The organism is Cupriavidus malaysiensis (genome assembly GCF_001854325.1).
GTDB classification, from domain to species: Bacteria; Pseudomonadota; Gammaproteobacteria; order Burkholderiales; family Burkholderiaceae; genus Cupriavidus; species Cupriavidus malaysiensis.
This window is the reverse complement of record NZ_CP017755.1, coordinates 2,759,997-2,775,561: the sequence shown is the minus strand read 5'-3', so window position 1 is coordinate 2,775,561 and position 15,565 is coordinate 2,759,997. Positions and strand designations below refer to the sequence as shown.

Genomic DNA, 15,565 nt, shown 5'->3' with positions numbered 1-15,565 from the left:
TACGTCGGGCCTGGCGGACCCGCTTGCCGCCTGCCCACGGCCACGGCCACGGCCACGGCCACGGCCTCACTCTTCCACACGGATGCGGGCCGCCTTGACCGCCGCGCCCCAGCGCTGGTTCTCGGCCTGGACGAACTCGCCGAACTTCCTCGGATCGATCGTGATCGGCGTATATCCCATGTCGGCCAGGCGCGCGCGGAAGTCGGCCTGGCCGGTGACGCGCGCCACCTGTGCCTGGATGGCGTCGACCACGGCCTGCGGCGTGCCGGGCGGGGCGAGAATGCCGAACCACGTATCGGCATCGACGGCATAGCCGCTTTCCGCGAGGGTGGGGATATCCTTGATCGACGGGAACCGTTCCGGTGATCCCAGCGCGTAGAGACGCAGCTTGGTCTTGTTGGCGACCGCCAGCGGCGTCGGGATGAAGGCGTAGTCGACCTGTCCCCCCATCACGGCCGTCATGACCGGCGCGGCGCCGCCAAAGGGAACCTCGAGCATCGTGCCGATATGCGCTTTCGTCTTCAGGATCTCCATGCCCATCTGCGCCATGCTGCCCGGGCCCCAGTGCCCGTACGAGACAGGGCCGTTCTTCGCCTTGGCGACGATGTCCTGCACGGTCCGGGTTTCCGCGTCGGGCCTGCCGGCGAGGACGAATCCCATCTTTGCCACCGGGGCCACGGGGCGGAAGTTGTTGGGCTGGAACTGCACGACCTTCGGGTGAATGTACGGGGCGACCGATATGAAGTCGGCGGCGGCGAAGAGCAGGGTGTAGCCATCAGGCGGTGCGCGATAGACGAGGTTCGCACCGATCACGCCGTTCGCGCCGGGGCGGTTCTCCACGATGAGCGGCTGGCCGAGGCCGTTCTCGATACCTGCCACCACCAGCCGGGCCAGGACATCCGTGCCTCCGCCGGGGGCGTAAGGAACGATCAGGCGGATGGGCCTGCCCGGGGTCCAGCCACCTTGCGCCCGGGAAGGCTGGATACTGCCGAACGTCATGGCAAGGGCGATAGCGAGGGCGGCCACTTGCGTGCCTGCCCCGACGACGCGCGAGAGGCGCCGCGCCTGGGTTGCGTTGGTCATCATTGTCTCCTGCTACGTTCCGTAGCTTCCTGTTCTTTGGCGGCCGCATCCTGGGCGACCGCATCTCCTGCGGCCGCGGGGGCTTGTCAACGTTCCTGGTGTCTTCCCGCCTGTGCCGCGGCATGCTCGCCGGCCAGCTTGCCGAACACGGCGCCCCGCATCACCGAGGTCGCCCCGGTGTAGACCTGGTAGTACAGGCCGGCAGCTTCGCCGGCCGCATAGAGCCCTGGAATCGCCTTGCCGTCGGTATCCACCACCTGGGCGTGGCGATTGACCTTGATGCCGCCGAAGGTAAAACAGATGCCCGGCATGATCGGGTAGGCGTAGTACGGGGCCGTATCGACCGGCCGTGCCCAGTTGGACTTGGGCGGATGGATGCCGGAAGTGCAGAGATGATCGACTTCGAGCGGACGGAACTCGCCCGGCCGGCATGCGGCATTGAAGGACTGCACCGTCTTCTCCAGACCCTCCGGCGCAATGCCGCATTTCGCGGCAAGTTCCGCGATGCTCTCGCCTCGCAGGGGCGGCTGGTCGGTGCGGATGCCTTTCCTCCAGTTCGGCACGTCGTCGATCCGTCCGTCGAAGATCACGAATGCGATCCCGCCGGGCTGGTCCTTGAAGGCCCGGGAGATATGGTCGTAGTGAACATCGACCGGTCCCGGTGCTTCATCGGTGAAGCGCTGGCCGAGCTTGTTGACGAGGATTCCATAGGGAAAGTTCATGACCAGCGCCTCGACCTGGGCCGAGCGGGGGTCCAGCGGTTCGGCGTGAAAGGAACTGAAGTCGCCGGCAGGCGCTGCGCCGAGGGCCAGCGCCATGCGGATGCCTTCGCCCTTGTTGTAATAGCCGCCGCGAGCCACGGGACGGATGTAGCGTGCCGCCGGGCCAAGGTATTGCGCCAGCATCTCCGGATTTCCCTCGAAGCCGCCCGATGCGATCACGACATGGCGTCCCCGCAGCGCGAAGGCATTGCCACCGCCGTCCACCAGGCCGAGCCGCAGATTGCCGCTGGCATCCCGGCGTGCCAGACGGCTGGCCGTGGTTTCGTAGAAGAACCGCACGCCAAGATCGGAGGCGTGGGCATGCAACGCTTCGATCATGGCCAGTCCTCCGCCTACCGGCATCAGGCGGGGGGCCGCGGCGGTGACGAAGTAAGTGGGCAGCGCATCGAAGCGGATACCGAAGGACTTGAGCCACTGCACGGTCGGCCCGGCCTGGCTCGAAAGCGTCGACAGCAATTCGGGATCCGGCATGCCGTGAGCCTTGACTTGGGGTGGCCAGTCCTCGTAGGGAGCGGCCATGCTGCGAATGACATCGGGGTCGAGATTGTCGCCCGCGTTCGCGCTGAGCAACTCGTCGAAATCGTCGCTGACCTCGGTATCGCTCTTCATGCGGAAGTAGGCCTCGGTCCAGCGGGTATTGCCACCGGATTCCTCGCGCGTGGCGCGCTCGATGACAGCGACGCTGACGCCACGGCCGGCCGCGGCAACGGCTGCCGAGAGGCCGGAGATGCCGCAGCCGATCACGATCACGTCGAAGCTGTCGGCACTGTGCGCAGTGCTCATGATGTGTCTCCTCGCGGTGGGGTCAGTATTTGCGGATGAACGGGTCCGGCATTTCCAGGTCCGTGGAGATCCACACGCTCTTGGTCTCCATGAACTCCTTCACGGCCTCCATGCCGCCTTCGCGACCGAGTCCGCTGTCCTTGTAGCCGCCGAACGGCGTGGTGAAGCTGGTGGAGCGATAGTTGTTGATCCAGACCGTGCCCGCTTGCAGCCGCTCGGACATGTACATGGTCCGGTGCAGGCTCTTGGTCCATACACCCGCGGCCAGGCCGAAGCGGATGTCGTTGGCGATGCGCAGCGCATCGTCCTCATCCTTGAACTTCAGCACCGACAGCACGGGGCCGAACACCTCCTCCTGCGCGATGCGCATCTCGTTCGAGACATTGGTGAAGATGGTGGGCTCGACGAACTGGCCGGCGCCGAATCCGGGGCCGCTGCGGACATTGCCGCCAAAGGCGCAAGTCGCGCCTTCCTCCTTGGCAATGCGGATATAGTCGACCACCTTGTCGAACTGCGGACGCGTGGCGACCGGTCCCATCTGCACGTCCGGGCGGGATGGGTCGCCCAGCCTGGCCTTGCCGGCGATCGCGATCAGGCGATCGACGAACGCGTCGTGGATGCTCTCCTGCAGCAGCAGCCGGGAACCGGCCATGCAGGTCTGGCCGCCGGCGGAAAAGATGCCCGTGATGACGCCATTCGCCGCATTGGTCAGGTCGGCGTCGTCGAACACGATATTGGGGGACTTGCCGCCAAGCTCGAGCGTGACCTTCTTGAAATGCGCGGCGGCCGCCATGTTGACGCGCCGGCCACCCTCGTCACCGCCGGTGAAGGCAATCATGGGAACCAGGGGATGTTCCACCAGCGGCTCGCCGACATCCTTGCCGAAGCCGGTCACCACGTTGAACACGCCCGGCGGGAACCCCGCCTGCACAAAGAGCTTGGCCAGTTCCAGCAGCGAAACGGAGGTGTGTTCCGACGGCTTGGCGACGATCGTGTTGCCGGCGCACAGGGCGGGCGCCACCTTCCAGGCAGTCAGGAGGAGAGAAGAGTTCCACGGGGTGATGGTGCCGATGACGCCGACCGGCTCCATGCGGGTGTAATTGAAGACCTTCGGCTTGTCCATCGGAATGACGGCGCCCTGGATCTTGTCCGCCATGCCGGCGTAGTAGTAGAAATACTTGGCGACGTAACCCACCTGGCCGCGGACCTCGCTGCGCAGCTTGCCGTTATCGCGTGCTTCGACTTCGGTGAGCAGCTCCAGGTTCTCTTCGATCAGGCCGGCGAGCTTGTAGAGCAGCATGCCTCGCGCGGTGGGCGAAAGCCTGGACCATGGCCCCTTCATGGCCGCGGCCGCGGCCTGGGCCGCACGGTCGACGTCTTCCCGTGTCCCCCGTGGGATCCGTGCCCAAGGCTCGCCGGAGTACGGGTCGAGCGAATCGAACCATTCGCCCTGGACAGGGTCGACCCATTCATTGTTGATCAGGAGCTGGTAATGCGATGGCATGCAAAGTGTCCTCTGTGAGTGGCAGGAAGCCCGGTGGATGTGTCGAGATGTGTCGTTTCCTGCGTGTCGATTCTGGTGATCGCGCTTGCCGCTGGCAAACGAAAAGAACTCCAGAGAAGATGAGGTTTTGTCATGAACTCTCCGAGGCAGTCCGCAGGCGGAGGGGAATTGCCCGGGCCGCCGCCTGCGCGGGCACGCTCCGGCTGCCCCGTGCTGCCACGCAGGCGCGCACGGCACGGGTGCGAGGCGGTGGTCGGCATCGTGCTTGCGCAAGGTCGGCGCCGGCGCGGCATTCGAGACGCGGGAGCCGGACAGGCCTGTCCGGCGGGGGATAGAGCGGAAGTCTTGAGCGATGCCGCGCGGCAGCAAGGCATCGACCGGTGGGCGGCGTAGACGGTGGGCGGCGTAGATAGTGGAAGCGTCGGCGGACAGACCCGGACTACGCCGGCCAGCACTGCCTTGGCGCCGGGGAAAGGAGGGGACGGCGCAAGCATGGCGTCCGCAGGCGGGGCGCTTGCGGACGACAGGCTCGGCGCTGCGCTATGTCAGCCGGGCATGGAAGCCGGACTCGATGCCGACCACCCAGTCCCGAAACACCCGCACCAGTTCAGAGTCCTTCTTGCGCTCGGGATAGACCAGGCAATAGCGCTTTTCATGCTTGAGCGAAAGATCGAAGGGAACGATCAGGTCGTTGCGCTGGATTTCATCCCGCACATAGACGCGCGGCACCAGCCCGGCGCCCAAGCCGGCACGGGCCGCCTCGATCACCATCCCATACAGCTCGAAATGCATGCCCGGCACCGGCGTGAAGTCGGCCACCCCGGCCGCTTCGAACCAGTGCTTCCAGGCTTCCGGCCGCGTGGCCTTATGCAGCAGCGGCATGCGGGCCAGGTCAGCCGGCGCGGCGAGCAGCAGGGCGTCGAAATAGCGTGGGCTGACGATCGGCACCAACTCTTCGTCGAACAGGTCCACCTTGACCACATTGGTCCAGGAGGGATGATCGAAATTCAGGGCCGCATCGAAGTTCGTCTCGTCAAAACCGAACGGCAACGGCCGCTCGGAGAGATTCAGGATGATGTCGGGGTGGCGCTCGCGGAAGTCTCTCAGGCGCGGCAGCAACCAGCGATTGGCGAAGGTGGGGATCACGGCAAGCTCCAGCACACCCCCCACGCCCTTATGAGACATCAGCGCGGCGGTATGCGCTTCGATGTCGGACAGGTTGCGCGCGATGTTCTTGAGGTAAAGCCGCCCGGCATCGTTCAGGACGACCTGCTTGCGCACGCGCGTGAACAGCTTGACGCCAAGATAGGTCTCCAGCGAAGCGATCTGCCTGCTGACCGCGCTTTCCGTCAGGCAGACTTCGCTCGCGGCACGCGCAAAGCTGCCCTGCCTGGCAGCGGCTTCGAACACCGCGAGCGCAATCGTACTAGGGATTTTGCGTCTCATAGAGCATATGTTTTCTGGCGTGCGCGAATCGCATCGGTCGCAGATTATGGCGCAATGGCGGAAGACGGCGCTTTAGCAGGCAGGGAACAGGGTAGTCCCCGGCTTACCCCGGGTCACAGGGTGCTTCCGGCGGTCCGAGCCATCGGCAGCGGCGCAGTTGTACTTCGATTGAGCCGGACCGTTCAGCCTTGGTGGCGCCGGGGCGCCGATTCCGGCTCCGGCGCGGTGGACCCGGCTCCGGCCTGGGTTTCCCACGGTGGCGGCGACATCGCCTGTTGCAGCCCCCTTGTGATCCGGGCCCGATGAAAAGGCGTACCATCAAAGCGTGATCGAACGCCGGCTCTGTCCGTGCCTGAGCGTGTCACGTCTTTCATGTCACGTCTTTCCAGCCAGGGGGTTCCGTCATGATCCTCTACCACACCGACCCCGATTCCCCGGTCGTCGAAATATCGGTCGAAGGCAAGGTCACCGACCAGGACCTGCGCGACGCGATCGAGCGCATGCGCGGGGATCTCGAACTGCATGGCAAGACCCGCGTGCTCGAGCGCATCGAGCATTTCACCGGCATTGAACCCAAGGCCTTGTGGACCGACCTGACGCTCGGCGTTCCGCTGGCGCGCAGGATCACGCGCGCCGCCGTGGTGGCCGACGCGGGATGGATCCACGCTTCGATGCATCTGGCGCGGTTCTTCACCAAGGCAGAAGTCAAGACGTTCCACATCGACGAACTGGAGCAGGCGCGGGCCTGGATCCATGCCTGAGCGCCGCCCGGCGCATCGCGCATCGTGCTGGTGCTGGTGCTGCCCCTGACGGGCGCGAGGAAATCGGCCTAGGCCGGCCGCCGCGCGCCTGGCGGGAACCGGCGCGGCGCAGGGCGTGCCACCGAATCCCCCGACCTGGCACACGCCGATGCTGTCATCCTTGCTCGGACGGCTCCTGATGGCCGCGTTCACCGAGGCCTTGCCGAAGATCGGCGAGACGGAACGGGCCGCGCTGGAGTCCGGTACGGTCGGGTTTGAAGGCTGCCTGTTTGCGGGCAAAGCCGATTTCGCCAGGCTGGCGGCGATCCCGGCCGAGCGCTTGGATGAGGAGGAGCGGGTCTTCCTCGAAGAGCAGGTGGCCGAACTGTGCGGCATGCTCGACGACTTCGCCATCGACGAGGCGCACGACCTGCCGGCTGAAGTCTGGAGCTACCTGCGCAGGCATCGCTTCTTCGGCATGATCATCCCGCGCGCCTACGGCGGACTCGAGTTCAGCCATGCCGCCCATGCCGCCGTCGTCACGCGCATCGCAAGCGTCAACCTGGCCGCGGCGGTGACCGTGATGGTGCCGAATTCGCTCGGGCCCGCCGAATTGCTGCTGCGCTACGGCACCGAGGCTCAGAAAGCGCATTACCTGCCACGCCTGGCGCGCAGCGAGGATCTGCCGTGCTTTGCGTTGACCTCTCCCTATGCGGGCTCGGACGCGGCGGCGATCCCCGATGTCGGGGTACTGACGCAGCGTGAATGGAACGGTGCCATGACCCCGGGCTTCGCGCTGACCTTCTCCAAGCGCTACATCACACTGGCACCGGTTGCCACGGTCGTCGGCCTTGCCTTCAACGCCATCGATCCGGCCAGGCCCGCGGGCTCGCAGGAGCTGGGCATCACCTGTGCGCTGATCCCGGTGCCGCATCCGGGCCTGCGCATCGGCGCACGCCACAGGCCGATGAACGGGGCCTTCATGAACGGACCTGTGCAGGGCGAAGACGTGTTCATTCCGCTCGACTGGGTCATCGGCGGCAAGCAGAACATCGGCAAGGGGTGGCGCATGCTGATGGAGTGCCTGGCCACCGGCCGCGGGATATCGTTGCCTGCCCTCAGCGTGGCGCTGCAGCAGACATCGCTGTATGTGGCCAACGGCTACGCGCGACTGCGCAATCAGTTCGGCCTGTCCATCCACCGCTTCCCCAACATCGCCACGCCGTTGGCGCAGATGGCCGCCGAGCTCTATGCCACCGATGCCGCGCGACGGCTGACCACCTGCGTCCTCGACCAGGGCGAGCGGCCGAGCGTAGCCAGCGCCATCGTGAAATACCATTCGACCGAAGCGGCGCGCCGAGCGCTCAACCACGGCATGGACATCCTCGCCGGCAAGGCCATCTGCGCCGGCCCGTCCAACCTGCTGTCGATCGCCTATCGCCATGCGCCGATCGCCATCACCGTCGAAGGGGCGAACATCCTCACCCGCGCGCTGATCATCTTCGGGCAGGGGGCGGTGCGTTGCCATCCCTATCTGCTGAGGGAAATCCAGGCAGTCGAGCAGCGCGACGCCAGTGCCCTCGGCGAAGCCCTGCTCGGGCATTGCGGCCAAGTGCTGCACTGCCTGCGCGGCATTCTTCTCCAGGCGCCGCTGCTGGGCCAGGTCCCTCGGGGTTTCGAGCGCGAGGCACGCACGATTACCCGGCTCGCCGCCAGCTTTGCCTTCACCACGGACGTTTGCGTCGGGATCCTGGGTGGCAAGCTCAAGCGTCTCGAATTGCTGTCGACGCGTCTGGGCGATGCGCTGTCGCATCTCTATATGGCATGTGCCTGCTTGTGGCGATACGCCGGGCAGCCGGATGCGGGACTCGCGCCGGTCGTGCATGGCGCTGTCCGGCAGCAGATCTGGCTCGCCAGTGCAGCCCTGCATGCGCTGTATGGCAATGTCTCCAATCCGGCGCTGAGGGTGGCCGGCATGGTCGCGCTGGGGGGACTCCGGCCGATTCGGCGCTTGCGTGACGCGGAAACCCTGGCGATTGCCGAGGCACTTGACGATCCGCTCGTCATCGGCCGGCTTTGCCCGGATATGGGTCTGCCCCGTGCGGGGGGCCTCCGTGACTTGCATGATCTGCTGTCACTGGCGCAGGAGATCGGCGAAGAGGAGAGCCAGCGGCTGGCCGGCGCCATCCGCCAGTCCAAGGCGCTGGAGGAAATCGCCGCGACGTCAGCCGCACCGCAGGCGCTGGCCTTCCTGCGTGCGCTCGACAAGGTGATCCAGGTGGACAGCTTCCCGGAATAGAAGGTCAAGGCGTCAATGCGCGCCAAGGCATCGACGCCGACGCGGCCTGCGACCGCTCCCTGACCGTGTCGCCAGGACGCGGTACGTGCCTGCACTCAACGCACATGCCCGCCGAACAATCCCAGGCAGCCGATGACGATCAGGTAGATGGCGACGATGTAGTTGAGCAGGCGCGGAATCAGCAGGATCAGGATCCCAGCGATCAGCGAGATAAGTGGGCCAGCGCTGGTGATGAGGTGCACGATGACTCCTTCGAGGCGGGCGATGGGTCGCATCGCTCCGGCCCTCCCGCGCGGGGCGCGGGGGACGGGCCGGGCGGCGCGTCGGCTGCGTCGGCTGCGTCGGCTGCGTCAGCTGCGTCAGCGTGAGGAGATCTTCAAGGTGTCGTGGACGGAGTTCACGCCCTTCACGCTGCGGATCGTCTCGAGCGCGCGATCGTGTTGCTCCTTGCTCGGCACGTTGCCGCTGACATTGACCACGCCGTCCCTGGTCTTGACGTGGATGCCGGTGGACTTCAGGTCCTTGGTGGTCAGCAGCTTGGCCTTGACCTTGGTGGTGATGGTGCTGTCGCTCAGTTTCTCCTTAGCCTTGTCTGAACTCATGGCCGGGGTTGCGGGCTGTTGCGTGTCACGCTCGCCCTGCATGCGGCCGGACTGGGCAGGCGCCGCAGGGTTGGCCGGCGCGGTGGCCGGCGCCGTTGTCGAGTAGTCGTCCGCGGCTGTGCGCACGATGCCGCCGCTATCCAGTGCCAGCACGGTACCCGTGGCCGCTGCCAGCGCTGCTGCCAGGCAGGTCTTGCGGAACGCACGGGTGTGCGAGGTCGTTCGGGTCGTTCGGGTCTTGCGCATGGTCTCTCCTTTGAGGATGGCATGGAGGATTCGTCGCCGCCGCGTCCGCTCCAGGCGACGCGGCAAAGGCCGCACGATCCCTATCCCACCTATCCCATCTATCCCATCTATCCCGCATGCCGCGCCAGCGCTTGCCGCTTGATGAGAACGGCGCGTTGCCGCGACACGGCATCAGGTGTTGGAACGCTCATCGGCCCTGGGTCTTTCCTGCAGTCCATCACAACTGCCGCTTCTTCATCTCATCGCGCCGCTGGTATTGACACACCGCGTTTCACGTGGCTGTGCTTTCGTTCTAGGATGGGGCCGTCGATACGGATGTCGGACGATCTCCTATTCTGCGAAACGATGGCCGGCTCAACCGCTCGATGTGAGCCCGGGACGCCCCAGGCAAAGACCCGGCGTGGCGCTTGCTCCCTTTCAGGCGGATCCAGGCGCGCCAGGCGGATCCAGCAGGTGCGAGCGGATCGGACCACCGGTTACAAACCGTCACAACGCTGGCTGAACCCTCGCCACGCACGGCATCGAACAGGGAAAGGAACTGCCCGCATCGGCTGCATTCCCATCCGCGCGCATCCGTGCGCGGCAAGGCGGCAGCAAAGGACCCTACCTATGCGTTCCAATCCCCGAAGTCCCCTCGAAGACGCTGTCAGCAAGGTGCCGGCGATCACGTTCGGCTTCTGGATCATCAAGATTGCAGCGACCACGCTTGGTGAAACCAGCGGCGACTGGGTGACGATGTCGCTCAAGCTCGGTTATCTCGTCGGCTCCCTGATCTTCCTTGCCGGCTTCCTCGTGCTGGTCTCGGCCCAGATCCGTGCGAGCCGGTTCTACCCGGTGCTGTACTGGGCCACGATCGTCGCCACGACGACGCTTGGCACGACGCTGGCCGACTTCTGCGACCGCTCGCTCGGCGTCGGCTATCCGGGCGGGGTCTCCATCGTCGCCACGCTGCTGGTCGCGAGCCTGGCGGTCTGGTACCGCGTCGAGGGCACGGTTTCCGTCGGGAGCGTCGTCAGCGCGCGCGCGGAATGGTTCTACTGGATCACCATCATGTTCTCGCAGACGCTCGGAACCGCACTCGGCGATTGGGTGGCCGGCGAGGACCGGGGCGGCCTCGGGCTCGGCTATGAAGTCGGCGCGGCGATCTTCTCTGGCGGGCTTCTCATCACGGCCTTGCTCCGGCTCTGGCCGAGGATCTCGCGCACCGCGCTCTTCTGGGTCGCATTCGTGCTCACGCGTCCGCTTGGCGCGACCCTCGGCGACCTGCTCGACAAGCCTGTCGCGCAAGGCGGCCTGCACTTCAGCCGCTTCTATGCGTCGGGTGTCCTGGTTGCCTTCATTGCAGGCTGCATCCTGCTGCTCCCGCAGCGTGCGGCATCCCGGGTGAACTCGGCGATGTAGGACAAGGACCGACAGGCCTTTCAGCCTGCGCCGCAGGCAGCCGGCAGGTTCGCCGCCATAGAGTGGAAGTACTCGATGGCTTTCCCAATGGGGGTGGATCATGCTCCGATGCTACGCGACCTGTTTCTCCCTCGGCATCCTCGCCATGGCGGCCTCGGCCGTCACGCTGGCGCATGAGTCCGCGGACGAGCGGAGTGCCCTGGCCTATGTCGAGCCGGCGCCGCCGGCGGTCTATGGGCAGGCGCCCACTGTCGTGGAGGAGCCGAATGTGGTCATCGGCTGGCATGGCGACCGCTATTGGGACGGTCGCCGGTGGTGGGCACGCGAAGAGTGGAACCGTCGCCATCCGCAAGGCAGGGCGTTTCATCATGATGACCACCGAGATGACTACCGCCATGACCGCCGTGACGACCGCCGTGACGACCGCCGCGACGACCACCGCGACGATCGCCGTGGCTAGCGTGTGCGCGGGAACGCTCGCGGCCGAGGCCGCCTCCGCCGGTCACGATCTCCGCCTGCCAATGCCACCGCGTGCTGCCTACAATGAAAGTCGACGGGCAACCCGCGTCCGGTCCCGGACTCGCTGCTCGCCCACCGAAGGGAAGGTGCCCCCGGAGGCACCGGCCTGATGTTCGTGGCCGCCTGCGGCCGATTTCCACGGTGGAGGAGCGATGCAAGGAAGCCATCACAAGGTACGGGGCGCCATGCTTGCCACGGTGCTTTCACTGCTTGCTGCATGTGGCGGTGGCGGTGGCGGCGGTGGGGGAGGGGGCTCGAATGGCGCCGCTGCCCCGGCGGGCGGCATTCACCTGCAGATCGTCTCGTTCGGCGACAGCCTGTCGGATGTCGGCACCTATGCGCCGCTCGCCAGCGCCGTCGGCGGAGGGCGCTTCACGACCAATCCGGGCCAGGTCTGGACCCAGGACGTCGCCCAATACTATGGCGACACGCTCACCGCGGCATTCACGATCAGCGCGGCACATCAGTTGAGCGCGCACGGCGGCTTCGGCTATGCGGAGGGCGGCGCCACGGTGGCAACGGCGGCCAATCTGTACGATTTCCTGACCGATGTGATCGGCAATGTCGAAATGCCGGTCACGCAACAGGTCTCGTCCTACCTGAACACGCACGGCCGCTTCGACTCCAGTCAACTGGTGCTGGTCTTCGCCGGCGCGAACGACGTGCTGCGCGCCGGAGCCTTGCCGGCCGCGGCACAGACCGTGCAGACCGCGGCAAGTACCCTGGCCCAGGTGGTCGCGCAGATCGTCCAGAATGGCGCCACGCATGTGGTCGTGGTCAATGTCCCGAATATCGGACTGGCGCCCAAAGGGCTTGCGGCGGCCGACGGCGGGGCAACCCTGACACAGCTGTCGCAGATCTTCAACGACAGACTGAACTCGGCGCTGCAGGCCGACGGCGTGCAGGGCAAGGTCATCCAGATCGATTCCTACACATGGGAGAACCAGGTCATCGCGAACTTCAAGGCGGATGGCTTCCTGGTGTCGAACACCAGCGTCGCCTGCGACCCGGCGAAGACGCCCGATAACACGGCCCTGCTGTGCTCGCCGCCCACCTACGTGACGGCCAATGCCGATCAGACCTATATGTTCGCCGACGACCTTCACCCGACGACACGGCTGCATGCGCTGTTCGCCCAGTTCGTGGAGCAGCAGATCGCGGCGAGCGGTCTTGGCCACTGAGCCGGCGGGCGGGGCCACCCGCAAGCTGCATCGCGGGGTCCGCGCCCATCCGGCCTGACCTCGCGGCCTCGATGTCGTCGGGGCGCATGGACCTGCGGGCAGGCCCTGCCGCTTCCAAGCCGGCAGACACGTGTCGACTATGCCTGCACCATGGTCCACAAGGCCCCGCACCGCCACGCCGCAGCGCGCTACCGTACATTCCGGACGCCGTGCCCTGCAAGGTGGGCGCAGGGCCGGCAGGACGCGGGTTTGCCGGTGCATACCAAAGGTTTACTGGTGTCACCGTCGTTTTGCGAGGATGCTGGAGGCAGGCTGGCGGTGAGCGGGCCCTATTCCATGCTTCGCCACATCATCCCGAGGAGCCGGTACCATGACGCACGGCAGCGCCCATATCGAATCGACGCCCTATCGCACGGACATCGTCGTGGGCGGACACGCCATCACGGCGGACGAGCCGCCCGCGCTGGGCGGCAAAGGCGCGGGCCCTGCACCCTATGACCTGTTGCTGGCCAGCCTCGGCGCCTGCACGGCGATCACCCTCAAGATGTATGCCGAACGCAAGGGCTGGTCCTTCGCGTCGCTCGATGTCTCGCTGCGCATCGTGGGCAGCGAGGAGCGCCGCATCGAACGGACGCTGGCGATACAGGGGCTGGACGACGGCCAGAAGGCGCGCCTGGCGGAGATCGCCGAGCGCACGCCTGTGACGCTGACGCTGAAGTCCGGCTTGCCGATCGATACCCGCCTCGCGTAGCGCGGAGCCGCAGCATGCCAACCGCCCGGGGATTCCACGGCGGCGGCTGCGCTGGACGATGCGCCCGCCGGGCGCCGTTGACCATGGGAGCAGGTCCATGACCCAGCCGCACGCAGATGACGCCGGGGGCGCAGGCACCAGATGTTCCCCGTCCTGGCGGCCGTCCAGGCTCGAGACCGGCATGCCCGGGGTCTTCGCCATCGGTGACGTCCGCGCCGGCTCGACCAAGCGCGTCGCGGCGGCGGTCGGCGACGGGGCGGCGGCCATCGCCCAGATCCACGCTTACCTCAGCAGCCTGAACAAGGAGTCAGCATGAACTCATGCCAGCACACCGACGGGATACTCGATGTCGTACCCAGCGCACGGGGGTGCGAAGAATGCCTGAGGATCGGCAGCGCGTGGGTGCACCTCCGCCTGTGCCGGACCTGCGGCCACGTCGGCTGCTGCGACAGCTCGCCGCACAAGCATGCCCGCGCGCATTTCGAAGCGACCGGGCACGCCATCATCGAGGGCTACGATCCCCCGGAGGGCTGGGGATGGTGCTACATCGACCGGCAGGAAGTCGATCTGCCGAACCAGACACCGCAACGCGGGCCTATCCCACGCTTTGTCTGAGACCGACTGCCGGCTTGCGCCGGCGGCTGCCGCGCTGCCATCCATTCAAGCGCTGGGATAGCGCGGAAGCACGAACTCGGCCAGTTCCTCCAGGACCTCCCCGGCCGGCCGCGTGCTGTGGCGCAGGTTGAAAGCCACGTGGTTCGCGCCATGCCTGGCCAGGGCGTCGAGCTCTTCCAGCAGGCGGTGGCGGCCGAGCCGATAGCCGAGGAAGATCGGCGACGGCGCGGCGTCCGGGTCGTCGGCCAGGTCGATGAACATGGACGTGGCGAAGGGACGGAAGGCCCCGTGGGCCTGGGTCTCGACCGCGCTGCGCCACATGTCGATCCTCGGCTTCTGGGCTTCGATGGGGCGGAAATAGGTGACCCAGCCGTCGAGATTGCGCGCGATCCACTGCAGCGTCTGCTGCGCGCTGCCGACCGCCAGCATGGGCAGGTAGCGTCCGCTCGCCTTGGGCAGCAGGTCGAGGCCGTCCAGGGTGCCGAAGCTGCCGGACAGCCGCGGGAAGTCTTCCGCGGTGCTGCGCCGGATCACTTCGATATCTTCCCGGTAGGCCGCGCCGCGCGCTTCGTGCGAGAGATGGAAGGCGGGATACTCGGCGGGGCGGTCGCCCGAGGCCGCGCCCAGCACGAAGCGCCCCCCGCTGACGACGTCGACCGAGGCGGCGGCCTTCGCCGTATGCAGCGGATGGCGCAGCGGCAGCACGATCCCGGCCGTCATGGCTGGTTCTCCAGGTGATGGAGCCATGATGCGCCCCGCGCGCGACGGCGATAAGCGGGGTCAGGCCGAAAGCTGCGTTGTACTGCTCGCAACGCCGATCTTCACCGCCCGGCATCGAGCCGGCGCGCCATGCCGTTGCGCGCGGGCCGGGGCGGACGATCCGGTCGCGCCGCTATGGCGCGGTACGCCCGCCGTCGCGCAGCTTGCGCATCGCCGCCGGCGCGCCGTGCAGGAAGACGTCGACCTTCTGGCGGATCACCGCTGCCATGTCGCCCGGCACCTTCAGCCCGTAGATCCATTTGCGTACGCCCAGGTAGAAGATGCCGGCATGCAGGCCCCAGATCATCTCGATCTCGGCCTCGGTGTCGGCGGCATGGCGGGGCGGGGCGATGCCGAAGGCCTCGCGCACTTCGGCCAGCACCGGCAGGAAGACCTTGCTGCGCAGCTTGCTCAGGTACTTGTTGTTGATGCCCTCGTGGGTCAGGCCGGCGAAGATGAACAGGCGGATCCATTCCTCGCGCAGGATCACCGAGGCATAGTCGAGATAGAAGACGTACAGCCGCTCGGCCAGCGGAATGGAGCGGTCGGCGATCTGCCGCTCCCATTCCGGGCGCCACTTGAACACCTCGTTGTAGACGCGCTCGATCAGCGCCTCCTTGCTGTCGAAATAGCGATAGAGCAAGGGTTGCGTGACCCCGATCTGGCGGGCCAGCTCGCGGGTGCTGCCGCCGAAGCCGTTGCGGGTGAAGTGCTCGATGGCCTTGTCGACGATCTGCTGTTCCCGCTCCTCCGGCAGGAGCCTGCGGGTGATCCTGTTGTCGTCGCTGTCCGCTGCGCTGCCTGCTTCCATGGGATGCCCTCTGACGATCGGGTGCGGGTGATGTCCGGGGATT

General features: G+C 66.6%; 16 protein-coding genes. 8 read left to right on the top strand and 8 right to left on the bottom strand.

All coding sequences use genetic code 11. The annotated features are described in order from the left end of the window. Positions 1–66 precede the first annotated feature (66 nt). From BKK80_RS31690 to BKK80_RS31675, 4 genes are all read right to left on the bottom strand, one after another. A complete protein-coding gene (locus BKK80_RS31690; protein ID WP_083384412.1) occupies positions 67–1,086 on the bottom strand; it encodes a Bug family tripartite tricarboxylate transporter substrate binding protein in 1,020 nt (339 codons plus the stop codon). 83 nt (positions 1,087–1,169) lie between these two features. Further along, positions 1,170–2,648: an FAD-dependent oxidoreductase gene (locus BKK80_RS31685; RefSeq protein WP_071018498.1), complete on the bottom strand. Its 1,479-nt coding sequence runs from the start codon at positions 2,646–2,648 to the stop codon at positions 1,170–1,172. Positions 2,649–2,670: 22 nt separating this feature from the next. Beyond that, complete coding sequence (locus tag BKK80_RS31680; RefSeq protein WP_071018500.1) at positions 2,671–4,152, bottom strand: aldehyde dehydrogenase; 1,482 nt, start codon at positions 4,150–4,152, stop codon at positions 2,671–2,673. Positions 4,153–4,692: 540 nt separating this feature from the next. Continuing rightward, the gene (locus tag BKK80_RS31675; RefSeq protein WP_071072699.1) at positions 4,693–5,598 is read right to left on the bottom strand and encodes a LysR family transcriptional regulator; all 906 of its coding nucleotides are present in this window, start codon (positions 5,596–5,598) and stop codon (positions 4,693–4,695) included. Positions 5,599–6,002: 404 nt separating this feature from the next. On the opposite strand from BKK80_RS31675, the gene BKK80_RS31670 reads away from it, so the two are divergent. Then, positions 6,003–6,359: a SpoIIAA family protein gene (locus BKK80_RS31670; protein WP_071018514.1), complete on the top strand. Its 357-nt coding sequence runs from the start codon at positions 6,003–6,005 to the stop codon at positions 6,357–6,359. Positions 6,360–6,537: 178 nt separating this feature from the next. Further along, complete coding sequence (locus tag BKK80_RS31665) at positions 6,538–8,637, top strand: acyl-CoA dehydrogenase (RefSeq protein ID WP_071022228.1); 2,100 nt, start codon at positions 6,538–6,540, stop codon at positions 8,635–8,637. A gap of 95 nt (positions 8,638–8,732) precedes the next feature. Here BKK80_RS31665 and BKK80_RS31660 read toward each other — a convergent pair whose 3' ends face one another. Continuing rightward, positions 8,733–8,879, bottom strand: coding sequence for a DUF3096 domain-containing protein (locus BKK80_RS31660; protein WP_083384752.1), 147 nt, complete (start codon positions 8,877–8,879; stop codon positions 8,733–8,735). 117 nt (positions 8,880–8,996) lie between these two features. Then, a complete protein-coding gene (locus BKK80_RS31655) occupies positions 8,997–9,485 on the bottom strand; it encodes a BON domain-containing protein (protein ID WP_071018518.1) in 489 nt (162 codons plus the stop codon). A gap of 609 nt (positions 9,486–10,094) precedes the next feature. Here BKK80_RS31655 and BKK80_RS31650 point away from each other — a divergent pair. The 6 genes from BKK80_RS31650 to BKK80_RS31630 all read left to right on the top strand — a co-directional run bounded on the left by BKK80_RS31650 (position 10,095) and on the right by BKK80_RS31630 (position 13,952). Further along, positions 10,095–10,886 (top strand): COG4705 family protein, encoded by a 792-nt coding sequence (locus BKK80_RS31650; protein WP_071018520.1) that lies wholly within the window; start codon positions 10,095–10,097, stop codon positions 10,884–10,886. 100 nt (positions 10,887–10,986) lie between these two features. Further along, on the top strand, positions 10,987–11,346 hold the full coding sequence (locus BKK80_RS31645; protein ID WP_071018522.1) for a hypothetical protein: 360 nt from the start codon (positions 10,987–10,989) through the stop codon (positions 11,344–11,346). A gap of 211 nt (positions 11,347–11,557) precedes the next feature. Continuing rightward, the gene (locus BKK80_RS31640; RefSeq protein WP_071018524.1) at positions 11,558–12,586 is read left to right on the top strand and encodes an SGNH/GDSL hydrolase family protein; all 1,029 of its coding nucleotides are present in this window, start codon (positions 11,558–11,560) and stop codon (positions 12,584–12,586) included. A 370-nt stretch (positions 12,587–12,956) separates the two neighbouring features. After that, on the top strand, positions 12,957–13,337 hold the full coding sequence (locus tag BKK80_RS31635; protein WP_071018525.1) for an OsmC family protein: 381 nt from the start codon (positions 12,957–12,959) through the stop codon (positions 13,335–13,337). A 181-nt stretch (positions 13,338–13,518) separates the two neighbouring features. Continuing rightward, positions 13,519–13,653: a hypothetical protein gene (locus BKK80_RS37795; RefSeq protein ID WP_257786834.1), complete on the top strand. Its 135-nt coding sequence runs from the start codon at positions 13,519–13,521 to the stop codon at positions 13,651–13,653. After that, positions 13,650–13,952, top strand: coding sequence for a UBP-type zinc finger domain-containing protein (locus BKK80_RS31630; protein ID WP_071018527.1), 303 nt, complete (start codon positions 13,650–13,652; stop codon positions 13,950–13,952). Before BKK80_RS37795 ends, BKK80_RS31630 begins: the two co-directional genes overlap by 4 nt. A gap of 45 nt (positions 13,953–13,997) precedes the next feature. Here BKK80_RS31630 and BKK80_RS31625 read toward each other — a convergent pair whose 3' ends face one another. Next, entirely contained in the window at positions 13,998–14,672 is a 675-nt protein-coding gene (locus BKK80_RS31625) for an LLM class flavin-dependent oxidoreductase (RefSeq protein ID WP_236903860.1), read from the bottom strand. Positions 14,673–14,844: 172 nt separating this feature from the next. Beyond that, positions 14,845–15,522, bottom strand: a complete 678-nt coding sequence (locus BKK80_RS31620; protein WP_083384416.1) for a TetR/AcrR family transcriptional regulator — start codon at positions 15,520–15,522, stop codon at positions 14,845–14,847. Positions 15,523–15,565: the final 43 nt, after the last annotated feature.

Bases quoted from the DNA above. Each gene is read 5' to 3' on its own strand.
- BKK80_RS31635 (WP_071018525.1), top strand. From the start codon at position 12,957: ATGACGCACGGCAGCGCCCATATCGAATCGACGCCCTATCGCACGGAC.
- BKK80_RS31630 (WP_071018527.1), top strand. From the start codon at position 13,650: ATGAACTCATGCCAGCACACCGACGGGATACTCGATGTCGTACCCAGC.
- BKK80_RS31645 (WP_071018522.1), top strand. From the start codon at position 10,987: ATGCTCCGATGCTACGCGACCTGTTTCTCCCTCGGCATCCTCGCCATG.
- BKK80_RS37795 (WP_257786834.1), top strand. From the start codon at position 13,519: ATGCCCGGGGTCTTCGCCATCGGTGACGTCCGCGCCGGCTCGACCAAG.
- BKK80_RS31675 (WP_071072699.1), bottom strand. From the start codon at position 5,598: ATGAGACGCAAAATCCCTAGTACGATTGCGCTCGCGGTGTTCGAAGCC.
- BKK80_RS31690 (WP_083384412.1), bottom strand. From the start codon at position 1,086: ATGATGACCAACGCAACCCAGGCGCGGCGCCTCTCGCGCGTCGTCGGG.
- BKK80_RS31670 (WP_071018514.1), top strand. From the start codon at position 6,003: ATGATCCTCTACCACACCGACCCCGATTCCCCGGTCGTCGAAATATCG.
- BKK80_RS31655 (WP_071018518.1), bottom strand. From the start codon at position 9,485: ATGCGCAAGACCCGAACGACCCGAACGACCTCGCACACCCGTGCGTTC.
- BKK80_RS31625 (WP_236903860.1), bottom strand. From the start codon at position 14,672: ATGACGGCCGGGATCGTGCTGCCGCTGCGCCATCCGCTGCATACGGCG.
- BKK80_RS31620 (WP_083384416.1), bottom strand. From the start codon at position 15,522: ATGGAAGCAGGCAGCGCAGCGGACAGCGACGACAACAGGATCACCCGC.
- BKK80_RS31640 (WP_071018524.1), top strand. From the start codon at position 11,558: ATGCAAGGAAGCCATCACAAGGTACGGGGCGCCATGCTTGCCACGGTG.
- BKK80_RS31665 (WP_071022228.1), top strand. From the start codon at position 6,538: ATGGCCGCGTTCACCGAGGCCTTGCCGAAGATCGGCGAGACGGAACGG.
- BKK80_RS31685 (WP_071018498.1), bottom strand. From the start codon at position 2,648: ATGAGCACTGCGCACAGTGCCGACAGCTTCGACGTGATCGTGATCGGC.
- BKK80_RS31650 (WP_071018520.1), top strand. From the start codon at position 10,095: ATGCGTTCCAATCCCCGAAGTCCCCTCGAAGACGCTGTCAGCAAGGTG.
- BKK80_RS31680 (WP_071018500.1), bottom strand. From the start codon at position 4,152: ATGCCATCGCATTACCAGCTCCTGATCAACAATGAATGGGTCGACCCT.